The organism is Pseudomonas sp. ABa2, from assembly GCF_056676075.1.
The window spans coordinates 4,208,548-4,226,563 of sequence record NZ_CM155239.1 but is presented as its reverse complement, the minus strand read 5'-3'; the positions used below and the strand labels follow the sequence as shown (position 1 = coordinate 4,226,563).

Genomic DNA, 18,016 nt, shown 5'->3' with positions numbered 1-18,016 from the left:
GCAGGCATGGCGCGTTATGCTCGTTGGGCGCTGGCGTTGCTGCTGTGGGGCGTGCTGGCGCCGGCACTGGCGGCGCTGCCGCTGAGCAAGGCAGAGCAGCACTGGCTGGCGCAGCACCCGCAGCTGCTGGTCGGGGTGGAACGCACCGGCTGGCCGCCGTTCGACATGGTCGAGGACGGCCGCTATCAGGGTATCAGCGCCGACTACCTGCGCCTGCTCGGCGAGCGCCTGGGGGTGGAGATCGACGCGGTCTACTTCGACGACTGGGAGCAGGCCCTGGCCGCACTGCGCGAGGGCCGTATCGAGATCCTGCCGTCGGTGGCGCGCACTCCCGAGCGCGAGGGCTGGATGCGCTTCAGCGATCCCTATCTGATCAGCAGCAGCCTGATCTTCAGCCGCCCGGAGGTGCGCGTGCAGCAGGTCGCCGACCTGGCCGGCAAGCGTGTGGCCATCGAGCGCGGCTACGTGCTGCAGCAACTGCTGCGCGACGAGGTGGCCGGCATCGAGTTCGTCGAGACCCTGAACACCGAGGAGGCCCTGCGCGCGGTGTCGTCCGGGCGCGCCGAGGCCTACGTCGGCGACATGATAGTGGCCAGCTACCTGATCCGCCGGCACAACCTGGCCAACCTGGAGCTGCGCGGCGAGTCGGGGCTGAGCAGCAGCGAGATCCGCTTCGGCGTGCGCCGCGACCTGCCGCAGTTGGTCGATCTGCTCGACCGCGCCCTGGCCAGCCTCAGCCGTGAGGAGCGCGAGGCGATCCGCGATCGCTGGCTGCCGCCGCTGACCGAGTTCAACTGGCGCAAGGCGCTGCAGGTGGGCTGGCCCTACGCCCTCGGCCTGCTGGCGCTGATCGTCTTCGTGCTGGTGTGGAACCGCCGCCTGACGGTACAGATCGCCGAGCGCCAGCGCGCCGAGGCCGAGGCCAGGCGCCAGCGCAGCACCTTGTTGGCGCTGGTCAATGCGATCCCCGATCCGATCTGGTTCAAGGACAGCGACGGCGTCTACCGCGGCTGCAACCAGGCCTTCGCGGCGATCTTCGCGCGCAGCCCGGAGAGCCTGGTCGGCTGCCGCGACGAGCAGCTGTTCGACGCCGCGCTCAGCCGCGAGCGTGCCGGCCTCGACCGCCGCGCCCTGGCCAGCCGCGCGCCGCTGGAAAACGAGACCTGGCTGGACCACGCCGACGGTCGGCGGGTGCTCTACGACACCCTGCGGGTGGCCTTCTACGACGACCGCGGGCAGTTGCTCGGGTTGGTCGGCACCGGCCGCGACATCACCGTGCGCAAGGAGGTCGAGGAGGCCATGGCGCGCGCCAAGGCCCTGGCCGAGCAGGCGGCGCGGGCCAAGGCGGACTTTCTCGCCAACATGAGCCACGAGATCCGCACGCCGATGAACGCCATCATCGGCATGTCGCACCTGGCGCTGAAGACCGACCTCGACCCGCGCCAGCGCGACTACCTGAACAAGATCCAGCAGGCCGGCCAGCACCTGCTCGGGGTGATCAACGACATCCTCGACTTCTCCAAGATCGAGGCCGGCAAGGTCAGCGTCGAGTGCATCGAGTTCGACCTCGAGCAGGTGCTCGACAACCTGGCCAACCTGATCGGCGACAAGGCCGCGGCCAAGGGCCTGGAGCTGCTGTTTCGCCTCGATCCGCAGGTGCCCTGCAGCCTGCTCGGCGATCCGCTGCGGCTGGGGCAGATCCTGATCAACTACGCCAACAACGCGGTGAAGTTCACCGCCGAGGGCGAGGTGGAGGTGCGCATCGAGCTGGAGCGGCGCGACGGCAAGCAGGTCTGGCTGCTGTTCGCGGTGCGCGACACCGGCATCGGTCTGGACGCCGAGCAGCAGGCGCGGCTGTTCGAATCCTTCCAGCAGGCGGACAGCTCCACCACCCGCAAGTACGGCGGCACCGGCCTCGGCCTGGCCATCTGCAAGCGCCTGGCCGAGGCCATGGGCGGCGAGGTCGGGGTCGACAGCCAGGTCGGCGTCGGCAGCCGTTTCTGGTGCCGCCTGCCGTTCGCCCTGGCCAGTCGCCAGCGCCCGGCGCTGCAGCCGCAGGCCGATCTGCGCGGGCGGCGGGTGCTGGTGGTGGACGACAACGACAATGCCCGCCAGGTGCTCGCCGAGCTGCTGACCAGCATGACCTTTCGCGTCGCCGAGGCCGCAGACGGCGTGCAGGCGCTGGCCCTGGTACGCCAGGCGCAGGCCGCCGGCGAGGGCTTCGAGCTGCTCTTCATCGACTGGCAGATGCCCGGCATGGACGGCCTGGAGCTGGCCCGGCGGGTGCGCGCGCTGGCGCTGACGCCGCCGCCCAAGCTGCTGATGGTCAGCGCCCACGGCCGCGAGGAGCTGCTGCAGGGCGCGCAGCGGGTCGGCGTCGAGGACGTCCTGCTCAAGCCGCTCAACCCCTCGCTGCTGTTCGATGCGGCGATGCGCTGCCTGGGCGGCAACGGCGGGCTGAGCAGCTATGCGCGCAGCGGCGTGGGCGAGGCGGTACCGGATTTCGCCGGCCGTCGTGTGCTGCTGGTGGAGGACAACGAGCTGAACCAGGAAGTGGCCAGCGGCCTGCTGCAGGAGGCCGGGCTGCAGGTGGAACTGGCCGGCGACGGCGCGCAGGCCATCGAGCGCCTGCAGGCGGCGGCGGACGATCATTACCAGCTGGTGCTGATGGACATGCAGATGCCGGTGCTCGACGGCCTGGCGGCCACCCGCGTGCTGCGCGCCCAGCCGCGGTTCGCCGCGCTGCCGATCCTGGCCATGACCGCCAACGCCCTGGACGCCGACCGCCAGGCCTGCCTGGACGCGGGGATGAACGATCACCTGAGCAAGCCCATCGAGCCGGCCACGCTCTGGGCCACCCTGCAGCGCTGGCTGCCGGGGAGCGCGGCGGTCGCTGGCGCGCCGGCGGCGCAGGCCCTGGATTTCGAGCTGGCGGGCGTGGACGTGGCCAGCGGCCTGCGCCGGGTGCTGGGCAAGCGCGCGCTGTACCTGGAGCTGCTCGGCAAGTTCGCCGCCGGTCAGGGCGAGTTCCCCGCGCAGCTGCGCGCCGCCCTGGCGGACGCCGATGGCGCGCGCGCCGAACGGCTGGCCCACACCTTCAAGGGCCTGGCCGGCAGCATCGGCGCCGGCGCCTTGCAGGCGCAGGCCGCGGCGCTGGAGGAGGCCCTCAGGCAGGGCGCCGCCGCGGCGCGGATCGAGGCGCTGCTCGGCGAGCTGGAGCCCCCGCTGCAGGCGCTGCTCGCCGCCATCGCCGCGCAGCTGCCGGCGCCGCCGTTGCCGCGCGAGGTCGCCGTCGAGCCCGGCGAATTGCAGCGGGTCTGCCAGCAGCTGGCGCGGCTGCTCGACGAGGACGACCCGCGCAGCGGAAAACTGCTGGAGGAACAGCGCGAAATGCTGCAGAGCGCCTTTAATGAGGGGTATGCCGCCATCGCCCGCGCGGTGCACGGCTACGATTTCGAACAGGGGCTGCTGGCCTTGCGCGAGGCGGCGGCCGAGCAGGGCATAGAGTGCTGAGAACGTGTTTACGGTCTGCTGCGCGTCGGCCCTGCTGCGTTGAAAACAGGCTCGGAATGCTCATGTACAACAGTACACTCCGCTTCCTCGCCTGTTCTCGCCTTGCATGGCTCTAGCTCGCAAGATCGTAAATACGTTCTGAAACAGGGGGGATGCGATGGTCGAGATGCTCGACAGGCCCGAGCAGGAGATGATCCTGGTGGTGGACGACACCCCGGACAACCTGCAGCTGATCAGCGAACTGCTGATCGACCGTTACCGGGTCAAGGTCGCCAACAACGGCGCCAAGGCCCTGCGCATCGCCCAGGGCAGCCCGGCACCGGACCTGATCCTGCTCGACATCATGATGCCGGAGATGGACGGTTACGAAGTCTGTCGGCGGCTCAAGGCCGACCCGCAGACCCGCGACATTCCGCTGATCTTCCTCACCGCCAAGAGCGAGGTGGCCGACGAACAGCTGGGTTTCGACCTCGGCGCCGCCGACTACATCACCAAGCCGATCAGCCCGCCCATCGTCCTCGCCCGGGTCAAGGCGCAGCTGCAGCTCAAGGCCGCCACCGACTACCTGCGCGACAAGAGCGAGTACCTGGAGCTGGAGGTCAAGCGCCGCACCCGCGATATCCAGAAGCTGCAGGACGTGACCATCGAGGCCATGGCCAGCCTGGCGCTGATGCGCGACAACCCGCGCAGCCGGCACCTGCAGCGTATCGAGCGCTACATGACTTGCCTGGCCAAGGCCCTGGCCCGTCAGCAGCCGGCGCTGAGCGGCGAGCTGGACGCCGAGCGCATCGCCCAGCTGGGGCGTTCGGCCATGCTCCATGTACTGGGTCGTCTGACCCTGCCTGATCGCGTGCTGCTCAGCCACGGCGAGCCGAACGAGGCCGATCTGCGCCTGTTGCAGGAGGGCGTGACGGCCGGTCGTGATGCCCTGGAGCGCGCCGAGCGCAAGCTGGGCGGCAGCGCCGGTTTTCTCTGCGATGCCAAGGACATCGTCTACGGCCAGCACGAGCGCTGGGACGGCAAGGGCTACCCGCAGGGCCTGCACGGCGAGCAGATCCCGCTGTCGGCGCGGCTGATGGCGCTGATCGGCCATTTCGAGGAGCTGACCTGCCAGCATCCCTACCTGCCGCGCATCAGCCCGGCGCAGGCGGTGACGCAGATCGGCGCGGCCAGCGGCACGCGCTTCGACCCCATGGTGGTGCTGGCCTTCGTCGAAGCGACGCCGCAGTTCATCCGCATCGCCGAATCCCTGGCCGACGACGCCGCTGCCGTGGGCCTCGAGCTGCAGCGGCTGGAGGATTCGCTGGCAGAAAGCATCGAGCTGACCCTGCCGCCGGCGCCTTGAGATGGCGAGGAGGTTTTTCCCCCGGCTCGCCGGTGGGGTTGAGGCGCCGGCGACGAAGCCCAACGCCCCCCATGAGCGCTGCTCGCAGGCTGCTCGTTGCGCTTCGCTGCGCTTCGCTGCGCTTCGCTGCGCTCAGCGCCAACCTACGGGGCGAGCCTGCTAGCCGTTGATCCGCTCCACATGATGGCAGGCCACCTGGCGCGCTTCGATCAGGCGCAGCTCCGGGCGCTCGCCGCGGCAGCGCGCGTCGGCATGCGGGCAGCGCTGGTGGAAGGCGCAGCCGGAGGGTGGGTCGAGCGGGTTGGGCAGCTCGCCGACTATCTTGATCCTGGGCTTGTGCGGATCGGGATGGAGGGTCGGGGTGGCCGACAGCAGCGCCTGGGTGTAGGGGTGCAGCGGGCGATGGTAGATGGCGGCGCTGGCGCCCATCTCCACCGGGCGGCCGAGGTACATCACCAGCACCTCGTCGGCGACGTGGCGCACCACCGCCAGGTTGTGCGAGATGAAGACGTAGCCGGTGCGGTACTGCTCCTGCAGGTCCATGAACAGGTTGAGCACCTGGGCCTGGATCGACACGTCCAGCGCCGAGGTCGGCTCGTCCGCCACCAGCACCTTGGGTTGCAGCATCATGGCGCGGGCCAGGGCGATGCGCTGGCGTTGGCCGCCGGAGAACATGTGCGGGTAGCGCTGGTAATGCTCGGGGCGCAGGCCCACCTGCTGCATCATCGCCTGCACCCGCTCGCGGCGTTCGGCGCGGGACAGATCGGTGTTGATCAACAGCGGCTCGGCCAGCTGATCGCCGATCTTCTGCCGCGGGTTGAGCGAGGCATAGGGGTTCTGGAACACCATCTGCACGTCGCGGCGCAGCTGTTTGCGCTCGGCCCGGCTGGCGCCGGCAACCTCGCGCCCGGCGATCTGCAGGCTGCCGGCGCTGGGCTCTTCGATCAGGGTCAGGGCGCGGGCCAGGGTGGACTTGCCGCAGCCGGACTCGCCGACCACCGCCAGGGTCTTGCCGGCCTCGAGGCTGAAGGACACGCCGTTGAGCGCCTGGACCAAGGCCGCCGGCTTGAACGGGCCGCGCGAGACGCTGTAGTGACGGGTCAGCTCATTGGCTTGGAGAACGCTGTTCATCGGGCCACCTCCAGGGGAAAGAAGCAGCGCGCGGCGCCACGCTCGTGTGCGTCCAGCGCTGGGCGCTCCTCGCGGCAACGCGGCTGCACGTAGGGGCAGCGCGGTGATAGCAGGCAGCCCTGCGGACGGTCGTAGCGGCCAGGCACTATGCCGGGCAGCGTCGCCAGGCGGCGGGCGCCGGCGCTGTGTTCGGGGATGGCCTTGAGCAGCGCCTCGGTGTAGGGGTGGCTGGGCGCGTCGAATAGGGTCGGCACCCGGCCCAGCTCCACCGCTTGCCCTGCGTACATCACGCAGACGCGCTGGGCGGTCTCGGCGACCACCGCCAGGTCGTGGGTGATCAGCACCAGGGCCATGCCCTGGTCGCGCTGCAGGTTCAGCAGCAGTTCCATGATCTGCGCCTGGATGGTCACGTCCAGCGCCGTGGTCGGCTCGTCGGCGATCAGCAGCTTGGGTTCGGCGGCAATCGCCATGGCGATCGCCACGCGCTGGCTCATGCCGCCGGAGAGCTGGTGCGGGTAGGCATCCAGGCGGCTGGCGGCGGCGGGTATCTCCACCCGCTCCAGCAGCTCGAGGGCACGGGCGCGCGCCGCCTTGCCTTTCAGGCCCATATGCTGGCGCAGCACTTCCTCGATCTGGAAACCCACGCTGTAGCTGGGGTTGAGCGCGGTCATCGGGTCCTGGAACACCATCGCCAGGTCCTTGCCGACGATATGCCGGCGCTGGCGGCCCTTCAGGCGCAGCATGTCGGTGCCGTCGAACTGCAGGCAGTCGGCATGGACGATGCCAGGCGCGTCGATCAGGCCCATCAGCGCCAGCATGGTCACCGACTTGCCGGAGCCGGACTCGCCGACTATGGCCAGCACCTCACCCTTTTCCACGGAGAGGTCGAGGCCGTCGACCACCGGCACGGCATCGGCGGCGCCGAAGCGCACTGAGAGGTTGCGGATATCCAGCAGGCTCATGCATGGCCCCCCGTGTGGATCGGGGTAGGGAGCGCCATGCGCAGCGGGATCATCTTGTGCATACGGGCCTCCTCAGATGGCGTTCTTCAGTTTCGGGTCGAGGGCGTCGCGCAGGCCGTCGCCCATCAGGTTGATGGCCAGCACGCTGAGCAGAATCGCCAGGCCGGGCAGGGTCACCACCCACCAGGCGCGTTCGATGTAGTCACGCGCCGAGGCCAGCATGGTGCCCCACTCGGGCGTCGGCGGCTGCACGCCAAGGCCGAGAAAGCCCAGTGCGGCGGCATCGAGAATCGCCGAGGAAAAGCTCAGGGTGGCCTGCACGATCAAAGGCGCCATGCAGTTGGGCAGTACGGTGACGAACATCAGCCGCAGCAGGCCGGCGCCGGACAACTGCGCGGCGGTGACGTAGTCGCGGCCCAGCTCGCCCATCACCGCCGCGCGGGTCAGGCGCACGTAGCTGGGCAAGGAGACTATGGCGATGGCGAAGATGGTGTTGATCAGCCCCGGGCCGAGGATGGCGACGATGGCCACCGCCAGCAGCAGCGACGGCAGCGCCAGCATGACGTCCATCAGGCGCATGATGCCGGGGCCGAGCAGGCGCGGGAAAAAGCCGGCGGCCAGGCCCAGCAGGATGCCGGGAATCAGCGATAGCAACACCGAGGCCAGACCGATCAGCAGCGACAGGCGCGCGCCGTGGATCAGCCGCGAGAGCAGGTCGCGGCCCAGCTCGTCGGTGCCGAGCAGGAAACGCCACTGGCCACCGTCCAGCCATACCGGCGGGGTGAGCAGGAAGTCGCGGTACTGCTCGCTGGGATCATGCGGCGCGATCCAGGGCGCGAGCAGCGCGCAGAACAGCATCAGCAGCATGAACGCCAGGCCGGCGAGGGCGCCCTTGTTATGGCTGAAGGCCTGCCAGAATTCCTTCAGCGGCGAGGGGTAGAGCAGGCTCTGGTCGAGGCTGGTGGCGACGGTCATGGGCGTACCTCGCGTAGGCTGGACGACGTTTCACCCGTCCACCGATGCCTTTTCACGGTGGATGAAAAGAGCGTCATCCACCCTAGGTGATCGATGTGGTTATGCATGGCGTCGTCCTTATTTCTGATGGCGAATACGGGGATTGGCCAGGCCGTAGAGGATGTCCACGGTGAAGTTGACCAGGATCACCAGGCAGGCGATCAGCAGGATGCCGTTCTGCACCACCGGGTAGTCGCGGGCGCCGATGGCCTCGATCAGCCATTTGCCGATGCCCGGCCAGGAGAAGATGGTCTCGGTCAGCACCGCGCCGGCCAGCAGGCTGCCGACCTGCAGGCCGAACACCGTCAGCACCGGGATCAGCGCGTTGCGCAGGCCGTGCACGAAGACCACCCGCGCCGGCGACAGGCCCTTGGCCCGCGCGGTACGGATATAGTCCTCGCGCAGCACTTCGAGCATGGCCGAGCGGGTCATCCGGGCGATCACCGCCAGTGGGATGGTGCCGAGCACGATGGCCGGCAGGATCAGGTGGCGCAGGGCGTCGACGAAGGCGCCTTGCTCGTCGCTGAGCAGGGTGTCGATCAGCATGAAGCCGGTGACCGGCGGGATGTCGTAGAGCAGGTCGATACGCCCGGACACCGGCGTCCAGCCCAGGCCGACCGAGAAGAACATGATCAGCAGCAGGCCCCACCAGAAGATCGGCATCGAGTAGCCGGTCAGCGAGATGCCCATCACCCCGTGGTCGAACAGCGAGCCGCGCTTGAGCGCGGCGATCACCCCGGCGATCAGACCCAGGGTGCCGGCGAACAGCAAGGCCGCCAGGGCCAGTTCGACGGTGGCGGGGAACAGGCTGAGGAACTCGCGCCACACGCTTTCGCGCGAACGCAGCGACTCGCCCAGATTGCCGCTGGCGAGCTGGCCGATGTAGTCGAAGTACTGCTCATGCAGCGGCTTGTTCAGCCCCAGGCGCTCCATGGCCTGGGCGTGCATCTCCGGGTCGACGCGGCGTTCGCCCATCATCACTTCCACCGGGTCGCCGGGGATCAGGCGGATCAGGGCGAAGGTCAGCAGGGTGACGCCGAAGAAGGTGGGGATCAGAAGCCCCAGGCGTCTGGCGATAAAGGACAGCATCAGGCGGTTCTACTCCGTGGCGGGATGCGGGTGCCGGACTGTGCATGGTCCGGCGTTGTTGTGGTCGTGTCGTAGCCCGGATGCAATCCGGGGATAGGGCGCGAGAGGAGTCCCGGATCGCATCCGGGCTAGGGTTGTTCATGGCAGCTTCACCCTGGCGAAATTGTTCGACCCCAGCGGGCTCAGCACGAAGCCTTCGACGCCCTTGCGCAGGGCGGCGAACTGTTTGGGGTGGGCCAGGGCGATCCAGGGCGCCTGCTTATGGAAGATCGCCAGGGCCTGGCGATACAGCGCGGCGCGTTTTTCCTGCTCGGGCTCGCGGCGCGCCTGGGCGATCAGCGCGTCGAAGGCCTTGTCGCACCAACCCGCCTGATTCTCGCCGCTCTCGGCGGCGGCGCAGGACAGGTTGGGGGTGAGGAAATTGTCCGGGTCGCCGTTGTCGCCGGCCCAGCCCATAAACACCAGGTCGTGCTCGCCGTTCTTGGCGCGCTTGATCAGCTCGCCCCACTCGAACACGCGGATGTCGCTGCGGATGCCGATGGCGGCGAGATCGGCCTGCAGCATCTGCGCGCCGATGCCAGGGTTGGGGTTGGTCGGCCCGCCACCGGGACGGGTCCAGATCGACAGGGAAAAGCCATCGGCGTGACCGGCTTCGGCCAGCAGGGCCTTGGCCCGTTCAACGTCATGCGGCCAGTCCGCGAGCTCGGGGTCATGGCCCCAGAGCGTCGCCGGGTAGGGCGCCACGGCCGGCGTGGCGTTGCCTTCGCCGTACTGCGCGCGGATATAGGCGGCCTTGTCGAATGCCAGGTTCAGCGCCTGGCGCACGCGCACGTCGTCCAGCGGTGGGTGGCGGGTGTTGATGCCGATATAGGCGGTCAGCAGCGAGTCCAGCTCCAGCACCTGCAGTCTGGCGTCGGCCTTGAGCGCCGGGATGTCCACCGGCCGCGGGTAGAGGGCGATCTGGCAGTCGCCGGCCTTGAGCCGCTGCTGGCGCACGTTGGGTTCGGGGGTGATGGCCAGCACCAGGCGCTCGATCGCTGGCGCGCCGTCCCAGTAGTCCGGGTTGCCGCGAAAGCGCACCTGGGCGTCCTTGGCGTAGCGCTCGAAGACGAAGGGGCCGGTGCCAATCGGCTGACTGTTGAGCCGTTCGGGCTTGTTCGCGGCGAGCAGATGCTCGGCGTATTCGGCCGAATAGATCGAGGCGAAGCCCATGGCCAGGTTGGCCAGGAAGGGCGCCTCCGGATGCCTGAGGACGAAGCGCACCCGATGTTCGTCGAGTTTCTCCACACGTTCGATCAGGTTTGCCAGGCCCATGGCCTCGGCATAGGGGAAACCGCGCAGCGACAGCTTATGCCAGGGATGTGTCGGATCGAGCTGGCGCTGGAAGCTCCACAGCACGTCGTCGGCATTGAACGCGCGCGTTGGCGTGAAGTCGTTGTTGGCGTGAAATTTCACCCCCTGGCGTAGGGTGAAGCTGTAGCTCAGGCCGTCGGCGGAGATTTCCCAGCTTTCTGCCAGCGCCGGCACCAGCTCGGTGCTGCCGGGGGCGAAGGCCACCAGGCGTTCGAACAGGGTCTCGGCCGTGGCATCGGCGGTGGTCGCGGCGGTGTACTGGACGATATCGAAACCTTCCGGGCTGGCTTCGCTGCACACCACCAGATTATTCGCCGCCTGGACCTGTGCGCACAGCAAAGCGGCCAGCAGCAGGCCGCCGCGCTTAAAGGGCATGGAAGACATGTGAACTCCTGATCCGGGTAGAAACGGCGCACCCGCAGGCGCGCCGCCTGCCATCACTGGGCGATACCTACACCATAGAAGGAGTTGAGCGCGAAGGGGCTGATGCGGAAGTCCTGCACCTCCTTGCGCATCGGCTGGTACACGGTGGAGTGCGCCAGCGGGGTGATCGGCACCTCGCGCTTGAGGATCACCTGCGCCTGCCGGTACAGCTCGGTACGCTCGGCCTGGTCGGTGGTGCGCTTGGCGGCCTTGACCAGCTTGTCGTAGTCCTCGAAGCACCACTTGGAGAAGTTGTTGCCGTCGACCGCGTCGCAGCCGTAGAGGGTACCGAGCCAGTTGTCCGGGTCGCCGTTGTCGCCGCTCCAGCCGATCAGCATGGCGTCGTGTTCGCCGGCCTTGGCGCGCTTGAGGTACTCGCCCCACTCGTAGCTGACGATGCGCGCCTGGATGCCGATCTTCGCCCAGTCGGCCTGCAGCATCTCGGCGATCTGCTTGGCGTTGGGGTTGTACGGGCGCTGCACCGGCATGGCCCAGAGGGTGATCTCGGTGCCTTCCTCGACGCCGGCGGCCTTGAGCAGCGCCTTGGCCTTTTCCGGGTCGAAGGCCGGGTCCTTGATGGTCTCGTTATAGGACCACTGGGTCGGCGGCATGCCGCCCACCGCCAGCTGGCCGGCGTTCTGGTACACCGCGTCGAGGATCGCCTGCTTGTTCACCGCCATGTCCAGCGCCTGGCGCACCTCCAGCTTGTCGAACGGCGGGTGGGTGACGTTGTAGGCGATATAGCCGACGTTGAAGCCGGCCTGTTCGGGCATCTGCAGCTTGGCGTCCTGCTGCAGCGAGGCGATGTCGGCCGGGCGCGGGAACAGGGTGACGTGGCATTCGCCGGCCTTGAGCTTCTGCATGCGCACCGAGGCGTCGGTGTTGATGGCGAAGATCAGGTTGTCGATCTTCACGTCCTCGGGCTTCCAGTAGTCCTGGTTGCCCTTGTAGCGGATCACCGCGTCCTTCTGGTAGCGGCTGAACACGAAGGGGCCGGTGCCGATCGGCTTCTGGTTGATGTCTGCGGCCTTGCCGGCCTTGAGCAACTGGTCGGCGTACTCGGCGGACTGGATCGAGGCGAAGCTCATCGCCAGGTTCTGCACGAAGGCGGCGTCCACTTCGTTGAGGGTGAAGCGCACCGTCTGATCGTCCAGCTTTTCCAGCTTGGCGATATTGGCGTCCATGCCCATGTCGGTGAAGTAGGGGAACTCGGTGGGGTAGGCCTTGCGGAACGGATGGTCCTTGTCGAGCATGCGGCCGAAGGTGAACAGCACGTCGTCGGCGTTGAATGCGCGGCTGGGCTTGAAGTACTCGGTGCTGTGGAACTTCACCCCGGGGCGCAGCTTGAAGGTGTAGACCAGACCGTCCTCGGACACCTCCCAGCTTTCGGCCAGGCCGGGCTCGACCTGGGTGCCGCCGCGCTCGAACTGGGTCAGGCGGTTGAAGATGGTTTCCGCCGCGGCGTCGAAATCGGTGCCGGTGGTGTACAGGCCCGGGTCGAAACCGGCGGGGCTGCCTTCGGAGCAGAACACCAGGTTGGCGGCGCTGGCGAGGGGGGCGCTGGCGATCAGCCCGGCGGTAAGCAAAGCCTGGATAACGGCGTTCTTGCGCATCATGACCTCATCGTTGTTGTGGTTGTGATCCTTGAGGAGCCTCTCGTGGAGGCCACCGCCGAAACTATGCAGCCCTTGTGCCCGAGGCAAGCGCGATGTCGCACAGCAAATGGTTAGCGCTACAGCGCTGTAACTTGCTGTCGCATTTATGAAAATTTTGCAGGGAAAAGATGGCGAAACGCCGTTATCTGACGATAACGGCGTGGCCTTGTTGCGGGGCGTGGTTCAGGGCATCTGCACTTCGATGACGCCGTCGGCGCTGACCGTGACCTGGCTGGTGCCGGCCTCGATTTCCGGGGTGGGCGCCGCTTCCATCATCGCCATGCCCTTGGCCGCGTAGTGGCGCGGCATCGGCGGCTGGAAACCGCCGGTGTTGAGGTTGAGGCTGACCAGCTTGTAGCCCTTGCCGCCGAGCGCCTCGGTGGCCAGCTGGGCGCGGGCCTTGAAGGCATTCACCGCGTCCTTGAGCATGGCGTCCTCGCGGGTCTTGCGGGTGTCGGTGGCGATGCTGAAGTCCATGCCGGCCATCTTCATCTGTTGCAGCAACTCGCCGGTCAGTGCCGACAGGCGGGCGAAGTCGGCGCTTTCCAGGCGCACTTCGGCGCGCTCGCGCCAGGCGGTGATCTTCTGGCCCTTGTCGTCATACACCGGGTAGCTGTGACGGCTGCCGAGCTTGACCGAGACGCCGCGCACCTGGCGCACTTGCTCCAGCGTCTGGTTGAGGGTGTTGGTGATCTCGGCGGCCAGCTTGGCCGGGTCGGCGTGCTGCGCTTCGGTATAGAGGGTGACGTGCATCAGGTCGTGGGCGACCTCCTGATTCACCTCGGCGCGCAGGGCGATCTGGTTGTAGCGCGCCTCCTCGGCCAGCAGGGCGGTGCTGGCCAGGCTGGCGGCGGCCAGGGCGAGGGCGGTGGCGATACGGGTCATGGTGCGCATGGGCGGTTCCTTGTCGATGGCCGATGGGCCGTTACGCGAGGGTAGACGAAGCAGAGTGACTGTTCGGGTTAATGGCGGTTCAACTTTTTTCTTTGCCGCGTCGGCACCGGGTCGTGCCGGCTTAATCGTCCAGCCAGGCGCCCTGGGTTTCGCCGTGGCCGGTGTCGCGGTCGTAGCGGTGTTCGCGCTCGATATGGCGTTGCAAGGTGGCGTGGGCGCGGGCATTGGCCTGCTGTTCCAGGGTCTTGCAGTCGGCTTGCTCCGGCAGCGCCAGCAGCGCCGCGTCGATGGCCTGCGCCGCCGCCTGGCCGATGCGGTAGTGGCCCAGTTCGTGTTCCTCGAGCGCCGCCAGGTAGCGGGCGAAGCGCTGTTGCTGCTGGGCGTCGCCGCCGTGCAGGCGCGGCAGGGTGATGCTGGCCTGCAGCTGGGTGCTGCTGCGTTCGATACGGCAGCGGCCATCGCGCGCCTCCCGCCACCAGAAGCGCCATTCCACCTGCCAGCGGGTGAAGCCGTGGTAGGTCTGGCCGTCCAGGCGGATCGGCGAGGCGCTGTTCAGCGCCTGGCGCAGGCTGGCGTGCGCTTCGAGGTGGGCGTCGTAGTGGCGGTAGTCGAGCTGCTCGCGCACCTCGGCGTGCAGCGGCGCGGCCAGCAGCAGCGGCAGCAGGGCGCGCTTCATGACCGACGCAGCCGTTCGCGGCCGCGGCTGAGGTCGGCCAGCAGTCGATCCAGCGCGTCCAGTTGGGCGGCGGGCACGGCCAGCTCGAGGCGGGCGCCGCTGGCGTCGAAGGCCTCGTTTTCCAGCAGGGCGTCGAACTCGCCCAGGCGCGCCTTGAACGGCGCCAGTTCGGCGAACTGCAGGTGGCAGTGGCAGGCCTGGCGCGGCACCAGCTCGCGGCGCTCGCCGCCCTGCAGGCACTTGGCCGCGCTGCCGCCGTAGGCACGCGCCAGGCCGCCGGTGCCGAGCTGGATGCCGCCGTACCAGCGGATCACCAGCACCGCCACCTGGTCGCACGCCTGGCCTTCGATGGCGGCGAGAATCGGCCGGCCGGCGGTGCCGCCGGGTTCGCCGTCGTCGCTGAAGCGGTACTGCGCGCCGACTTTCCAGGCCCAGCAGTTGTGCGAGGCACCGGGGTCGCTGTGGGCGGCGATAAAGGCCTGCGCCTCGGCCGCGCTGGCGACCGGCGTGGCGAGGGCGTGAAAGCGGCTCTTGCGGATCTCCTCGCGGTACTCGCAGGGCGCGCTTAGGGTGAAGGCCATCAGGGCTTGGCGGGCGGCGTCAGGCCGCAGCCCTTGAGGATGATCTGGATCAGGTTGCCTGTGGCGGCTTCGAAGTCCTGCTTGGTCAGGCGCGAGCGGCCGCTGACGCGGCAGATCTGCGAGGCGAAGTCGGCGTAGTGCTGGGTGCTGCTCCACAGCAGGAAGATCAGGTGCACCGGGTCGACCGGGTCCATCTTGCCGGCGGCGATCCAGGCCTCGAACACCGCGGCGCGGCCGCGGAACCAGTCCAGGTAGTTCTGGTTGAAGTACTGCGACAGGCAGTCGCCGCCGCTGATCACTTCCATGGCGAAGATCCGCGAGGCCTTCGGCTGGCGGCGGGAGAATTCCATCTTGGCGCGGATGTAGCGGGCCAGCGCCTCGGCCGGGTCGTCGTCGACGGTCAGGGTGTTGAAGGTGCTGTCCCACAGTTCGAGGATGTTGCTCAGCACCGCCAGGTACAGACCCAGTTTGTTGTTGAAGTAGTAGTGCAGGTTGGCCTTGGGCAGGCCGACGTTCTGCGCGATGGTGTTCATGCTGGTGCCCTTGAAGCCGTGGCGGGCGAACTCCTCTTCGGCGGCTTGGATGATGGCTTCTTCGTTCTTCTGGCGGATGCGCCCGGCGGGCTTGCCGCTGGCGCTATGGGCGGGGACTTCGAAGGTCATGGGCGATTCCGAACTGATCTGGGAGCACAGCGAGTGCACAGATACCCCAGCGTCGCCCGGGTGACAAGCGCAAGTCGCGGAAAAGTGGCGGGAAATGCCGCGAATCCGGGGTGTGCACCAAGGCTGTGCGGCGCTGTCCCCAGCACGCCCCATGGCCGCCCTCGCTACAGATCCCGCCGATAACACCCAGCCTCGCGCAGGGCCTGCACCTGCTCGCGGCCGAGCCGAGCTGAGCCAGTGCCGTTGGCGCAGGGTGCCGATTCGATAACCCCGGCCGTGCGGCCGGGGTTGGGACGGTGCCGGGTCAGAACTCGAGCACGGCCGACAGCCACAGGCGACGGCCCTCTTCGAGGGTGCCGGTGGTGGATTGGGCGATCTGCGTGTAGTAGGAGGCCCAGCCGCTGGCGCCGGTATTGGTGGTGTAGCTCTCGCCGTCGAGGAAGTCCTTGTCGAACAGGTTGTAGAGGGTGGCGTTGAGGGTGAGGTTTTGCGACGCCTTGAACGAGCCGCCGAGGTGGAACAGCTCGTAGGCCTTGAGGTCGCCGACCTGATCCTGCAGCGCCTGGTTGGCGGCCGTCAGGTTGGCGTAGCGCTGGTTGAAGCGCGCCCGCTCGCCGCGGTACTCGCCCTTGAACCACAGGCTCAGGCGTTCGGTTGCATGCCAGTTGAGGCTGGCGTTGAGCATGTGCTGCGGCGTGTTGGTCAGCGGTGCACCCTTGTCGGCGCCGCTGCTCTGCTCGCTGTCGGTGTAGGTGTAGTTGCCGGCCAGGGTCCAGCCCGGGGCGAACTGCCAGCGGCTGGCCAGCTCCGCGCCCCGGGTCTTGGCTTCGCCGATGTTGACGCTCTGCGCGAAGCTTTCCTGCAGGAAGCTGCTGCCCAGGCTGATGCAGCCCGGCTGGTTCGGGGCGCCGGGGAAGTTGCAGTTGGCGATCGGCGCGCCGTCGTCGATCTTGTCCTTGAACTTGGTGTGGAACAGCGTGGCATTGGCGCTGAAGCCGGCGAGGTTGTCGTAGTAGGCGCCGAACTCGGTGTTGGTGGTGGTTTCCGGGTCGAGGTCCGGGCTGCCGATGGTGATGGTGCGGCCCTGGGCGGTGACGCCGTTGATGCCGTCGTGCAGCTGGTTGAGGCTCGGCGTCTTGTAGCCCTTGCTCACGCCGCCCTTGAGCGTCCAGTTGTCGTTGGTGTTCCACACCAGGTAGGCGCGCGGGCTGAAGTGGCCGCCGAAGGCTTCGTGATCCTCGTAACGGCCGCCCAGGGTCAGGGCCAGGTCGTGGCGCAGGCGCCACTCGTCCTCGACGAACATCGCCCAGGAGGTCTGCTGGAAGTCTTCGTCGGCGATGCCGTCCTCGACCTTGGCGTCCCAGTACTGGCCGCCGAGGGTGACGATGTGCGACTCGCCCACTGGCGCCACCAGTTTGCTGTCGAACACCAGGTCGGTGGACTTCAGCAGGCGGTCGTCGCCGCCGACGATGGCCGGGTAGCCCGTGTAGGGCACGCCGACGGTGCCGGGAATGGTGCGCCCCAGGGGCTCGGTGGTGTTGTGGGTCAGGCTGCTGTCGAGGGTGCCGATATCGAAACGGCCGGTGTGCGACAGGGCGAACTGGTCGCGCTGGAAACGCAGTTCGTCCCGGTAGCCGTTGGCGAGGGTCGGCTGGTCGACGCTGCAGCCGCCGATGGCGTTGCCGCCGCTCTTGCCGTCCAGGGTGCCGAGCTGGCAGTCGTCGTTGTCGTAGACCTGGCGGCCGCGCTCGAAGTCCAGGGCGAAATCGTGGTTGTCCTGTGGGGTGAAGGTCAGGCGGCCGCCGAGGTTGTAGTTGCGGCCCTCCACCGGCGCTGCGCCGCGCTTGCTGACGGTGCTGTCGTCGTCGAACTCGAGGTCGGACTCGCCGCGGTCGTACAGGCTGCCGCGTACCTGCAGGCCGAGCAGGTTGTCGATCAATGGGCCGCTGGCTTAGAAGCTGGTGTTGCTGGTGTCGCCGAAGTCGCGGTTTTCCTGGAAGGTGTGATCCAGGGTCAGGCTGCCGCCCCAGGCCTTGCCCACCTTGCGGGTGATGATGTTGATCACCCCGCCCATGGCGTCGGAACCGTACAGGGTCGACATCGGCCCGCGGATCACCTCGATGCGCTCGATGGCCGACAGCGGCGGCATGAAGCTGGTGGCGGTCTCGTTGAAGCCGTTGGGGGTGACGTTGCCGGCGGCGTTCTGCCGACGGCCGTCGATCAGGATCAGGCTGTAGTCGCTCGGCAGGCCGCGGATGCTGATGTTCAGCCCGCCGGTCTTGCCGGTGCCCTGGCCGATGTCGACGCCTTCGACGTCCTCCAGGGCCTCGGCCAGGTTGCTGTAGCGCTTCTGCTGCAGCTCCTCGCGGCCGATCACGCTGATGCTGGCCGGCGCGTCGGTGATCTTCTGCTCGAAGCCGGCGGCGGTGACCACCACGTCGCCGAGGGCGACCGGCTCGCTGGCCTGGGCGCCGAGGCTGGTGACGAGGGCAATGGCGCTGGCCAAGGCGCTGCGGGAACTGAGGGCGGACATCGATCTACTCCTGGCGGTGTAAGGATTGGAGGCGAGACGGCCGCGATGATAGTGATTTGCATATAAGGTTCAATCGCGAATGAGTTTCAACGGCGTAAGCAACTTCTGCAGGGCGCGTGGCGACTGGGCTGGGAGTGGGTTGTAAATTTTGTAAATGCGACTGTTTCTCGGCTGAGCCGCCGGCC

General features: G+C 68.0%; 12 protein-coding genes and 1 pseudogene. 2 read left to right on the top strand and 11 right to left on the bottom strand.

The genetic code is table 11. The features are described 5' to 3' along the window. Positions 1-6 precede the first annotated feature (6 nt). A complete protein-coding gene (locus AC1G9C_RS20575; protein WP_480408645.1) occupies positions 7-3,513 on the top strand; it encodes a response regulator in 3,507 nt (1,168 codons plus the stop codon). Between the two features lie 157 nt (positions 3,514-3,670). Beyond that, the gene (locus AC1G9C_RS20570) at positions 3,671-4,858 is read left to right on the top strand and encodes a response regulator (RefSeq protein ID WP_021442283.1); all 1,188 of its coding nucleotides are present in this window, start codon (positions 3,671-3,673) and stop codon (positions 4,856-4,858) included. Between the two features lie 159 nt (positions 4,859-5,017). Here AC1G9C_RS20570 and AC1G9C_RS20565 read toward each other — a convergent pair whose 3' ends face one another. The 11 genes and pseudogenes from AC1G9C_RS20565 to AC1G9C_RS20515 form a co-directional block, all read right to left on the bottom strand. Then, positions 5,018-5,989, bottom strand: coding sequence for a peptide ABC transporter ATP-binding protein (locus tag AC1G9C_RS20565; protein ID WP_480408644.1), 972 nt, complete (start codon positions 5,987-5,989; stop codon positions 5,018-5,020). Then, entirely contained in the window at positions 5,986-6,951 is a 966-nt protein-coding gene (locus AC1G9C_RS20560) for an ABC transporter ATP-binding protein (RefSeq protein ID WP_480408643.1), read from the bottom strand. The genes AC1G9C_RS20565 and AC1G9C_RS20560 overlap by 4 nt, the downstream gene beginning before the upstream one ends. 72 nt (positions 6,952-7,023) lie before the next feature. Beyond that, positions 7,024-7,926 carry an ABC transporter permease subunit gene (locus AC1G9C_RS20555; RefSeq protein WP_480408642.1) on the bottom strand — a complete coding sequence of 301 codons (903 nt, stop codon included), beginning with the start codon at positions 7,924-7,926 and terminating at the stop codon, positions 7,024-7,026. A 117-nt stretch (positions 7,927-8,043) separates the two neighbouring features. Next, positions 8,044-9,054, bottom strand: a complete 1,011-nt coding sequence (locus AC1G9C_RS20550; RefSeq protein WP_021442279.1) for an ABC transporter permease subunit — start codon at positions 9,052-9,054, stop codon at positions 8,044-8,046. 138 nt (positions 9,055-9,192) lie between these two features. After that, positions 9,193-10,791 (bottom strand): ABC transporter substrate-binding protein, encoded by a 1,599-nt coding sequence (locus AC1G9C_RS20545; RefSeq protein WP_480408641.1) that lies wholly within the window; start codon positions 10,789-10,791, stop codon positions 9,193-9,195. Between the two features lie 53 nt (positions 10,792-10,844). Next, on the bottom strand, positions 10,845-12,443 hold the full coding sequence (locus tag AC1G9C_RS20540) for an ABC transporter substrate-binding protein (RefSeq protein ID WP_480410428.1): 1,599 nt from the start codon (positions 12,441-12,443) through the stop codon (positions 10,845-10,847). Between the two features lie 225 nt (positions 12,444-12,668). Further along, complete coding sequence (locus tag AC1G9C_RS20535) at positions 12,669-13,379, bottom strand: SIMPL domain-containing protein (RefSeq protein ID WP_457789025.1); 711 nt, start codon at positions 13,377-13,379, stop codon at positions 12,669-12,671. 121 nt (positions 13,380-13,500) lie between these two features. After that, positions 13,501-14,055, bottom strand: coding sequence for a DUF922 domain-containing protein (locus AC1G9C_RS20530; protein ID WP_480408640.1), 555 nt, complete (start codon positions 14,053-14,055; stop codon positions 13,501-13,503). After that, complete coding sequence (locus AC1G9C_RS20525; protein ID WP_480408639.1) at positions 14,052-14,636, bottom strand: IMPACT family protein; 585 nt, start codon at positions 14,634-14,636, stop codon at positions 14,052-14,054. Before AC1G9C_RS20525 ends, AC1G9C_RS20530 begins: the two co-directional genes overlap by 4 nt. Next, complete coding sequence (locus AC1G9C_RS20520) at positions 14,636-15,298, bottom strand: TetR/AcrR family transcriptional regulator (protein ID WP_021446338.1); 663 nt, start codon at positions 15,296-15,298, stop codon at positions 14,636-14,638. The genes AC1G9C_RS20525 and AC1G9C_RS20520 overlap by 1 nt, the downstream gene beginning before the upstream one ends. Before the next feature lie 304 nt (positions 15,299-15,602). Further along, positions 15,603-17,831 (bottom strand): annotated as a pseudogene (locus AC1G9C_RS20515) (TonB-dependent receptor domain-containing protein). Between the last annotated feature and the right edge of the window lie 185 nt (positions 17,832-18,016).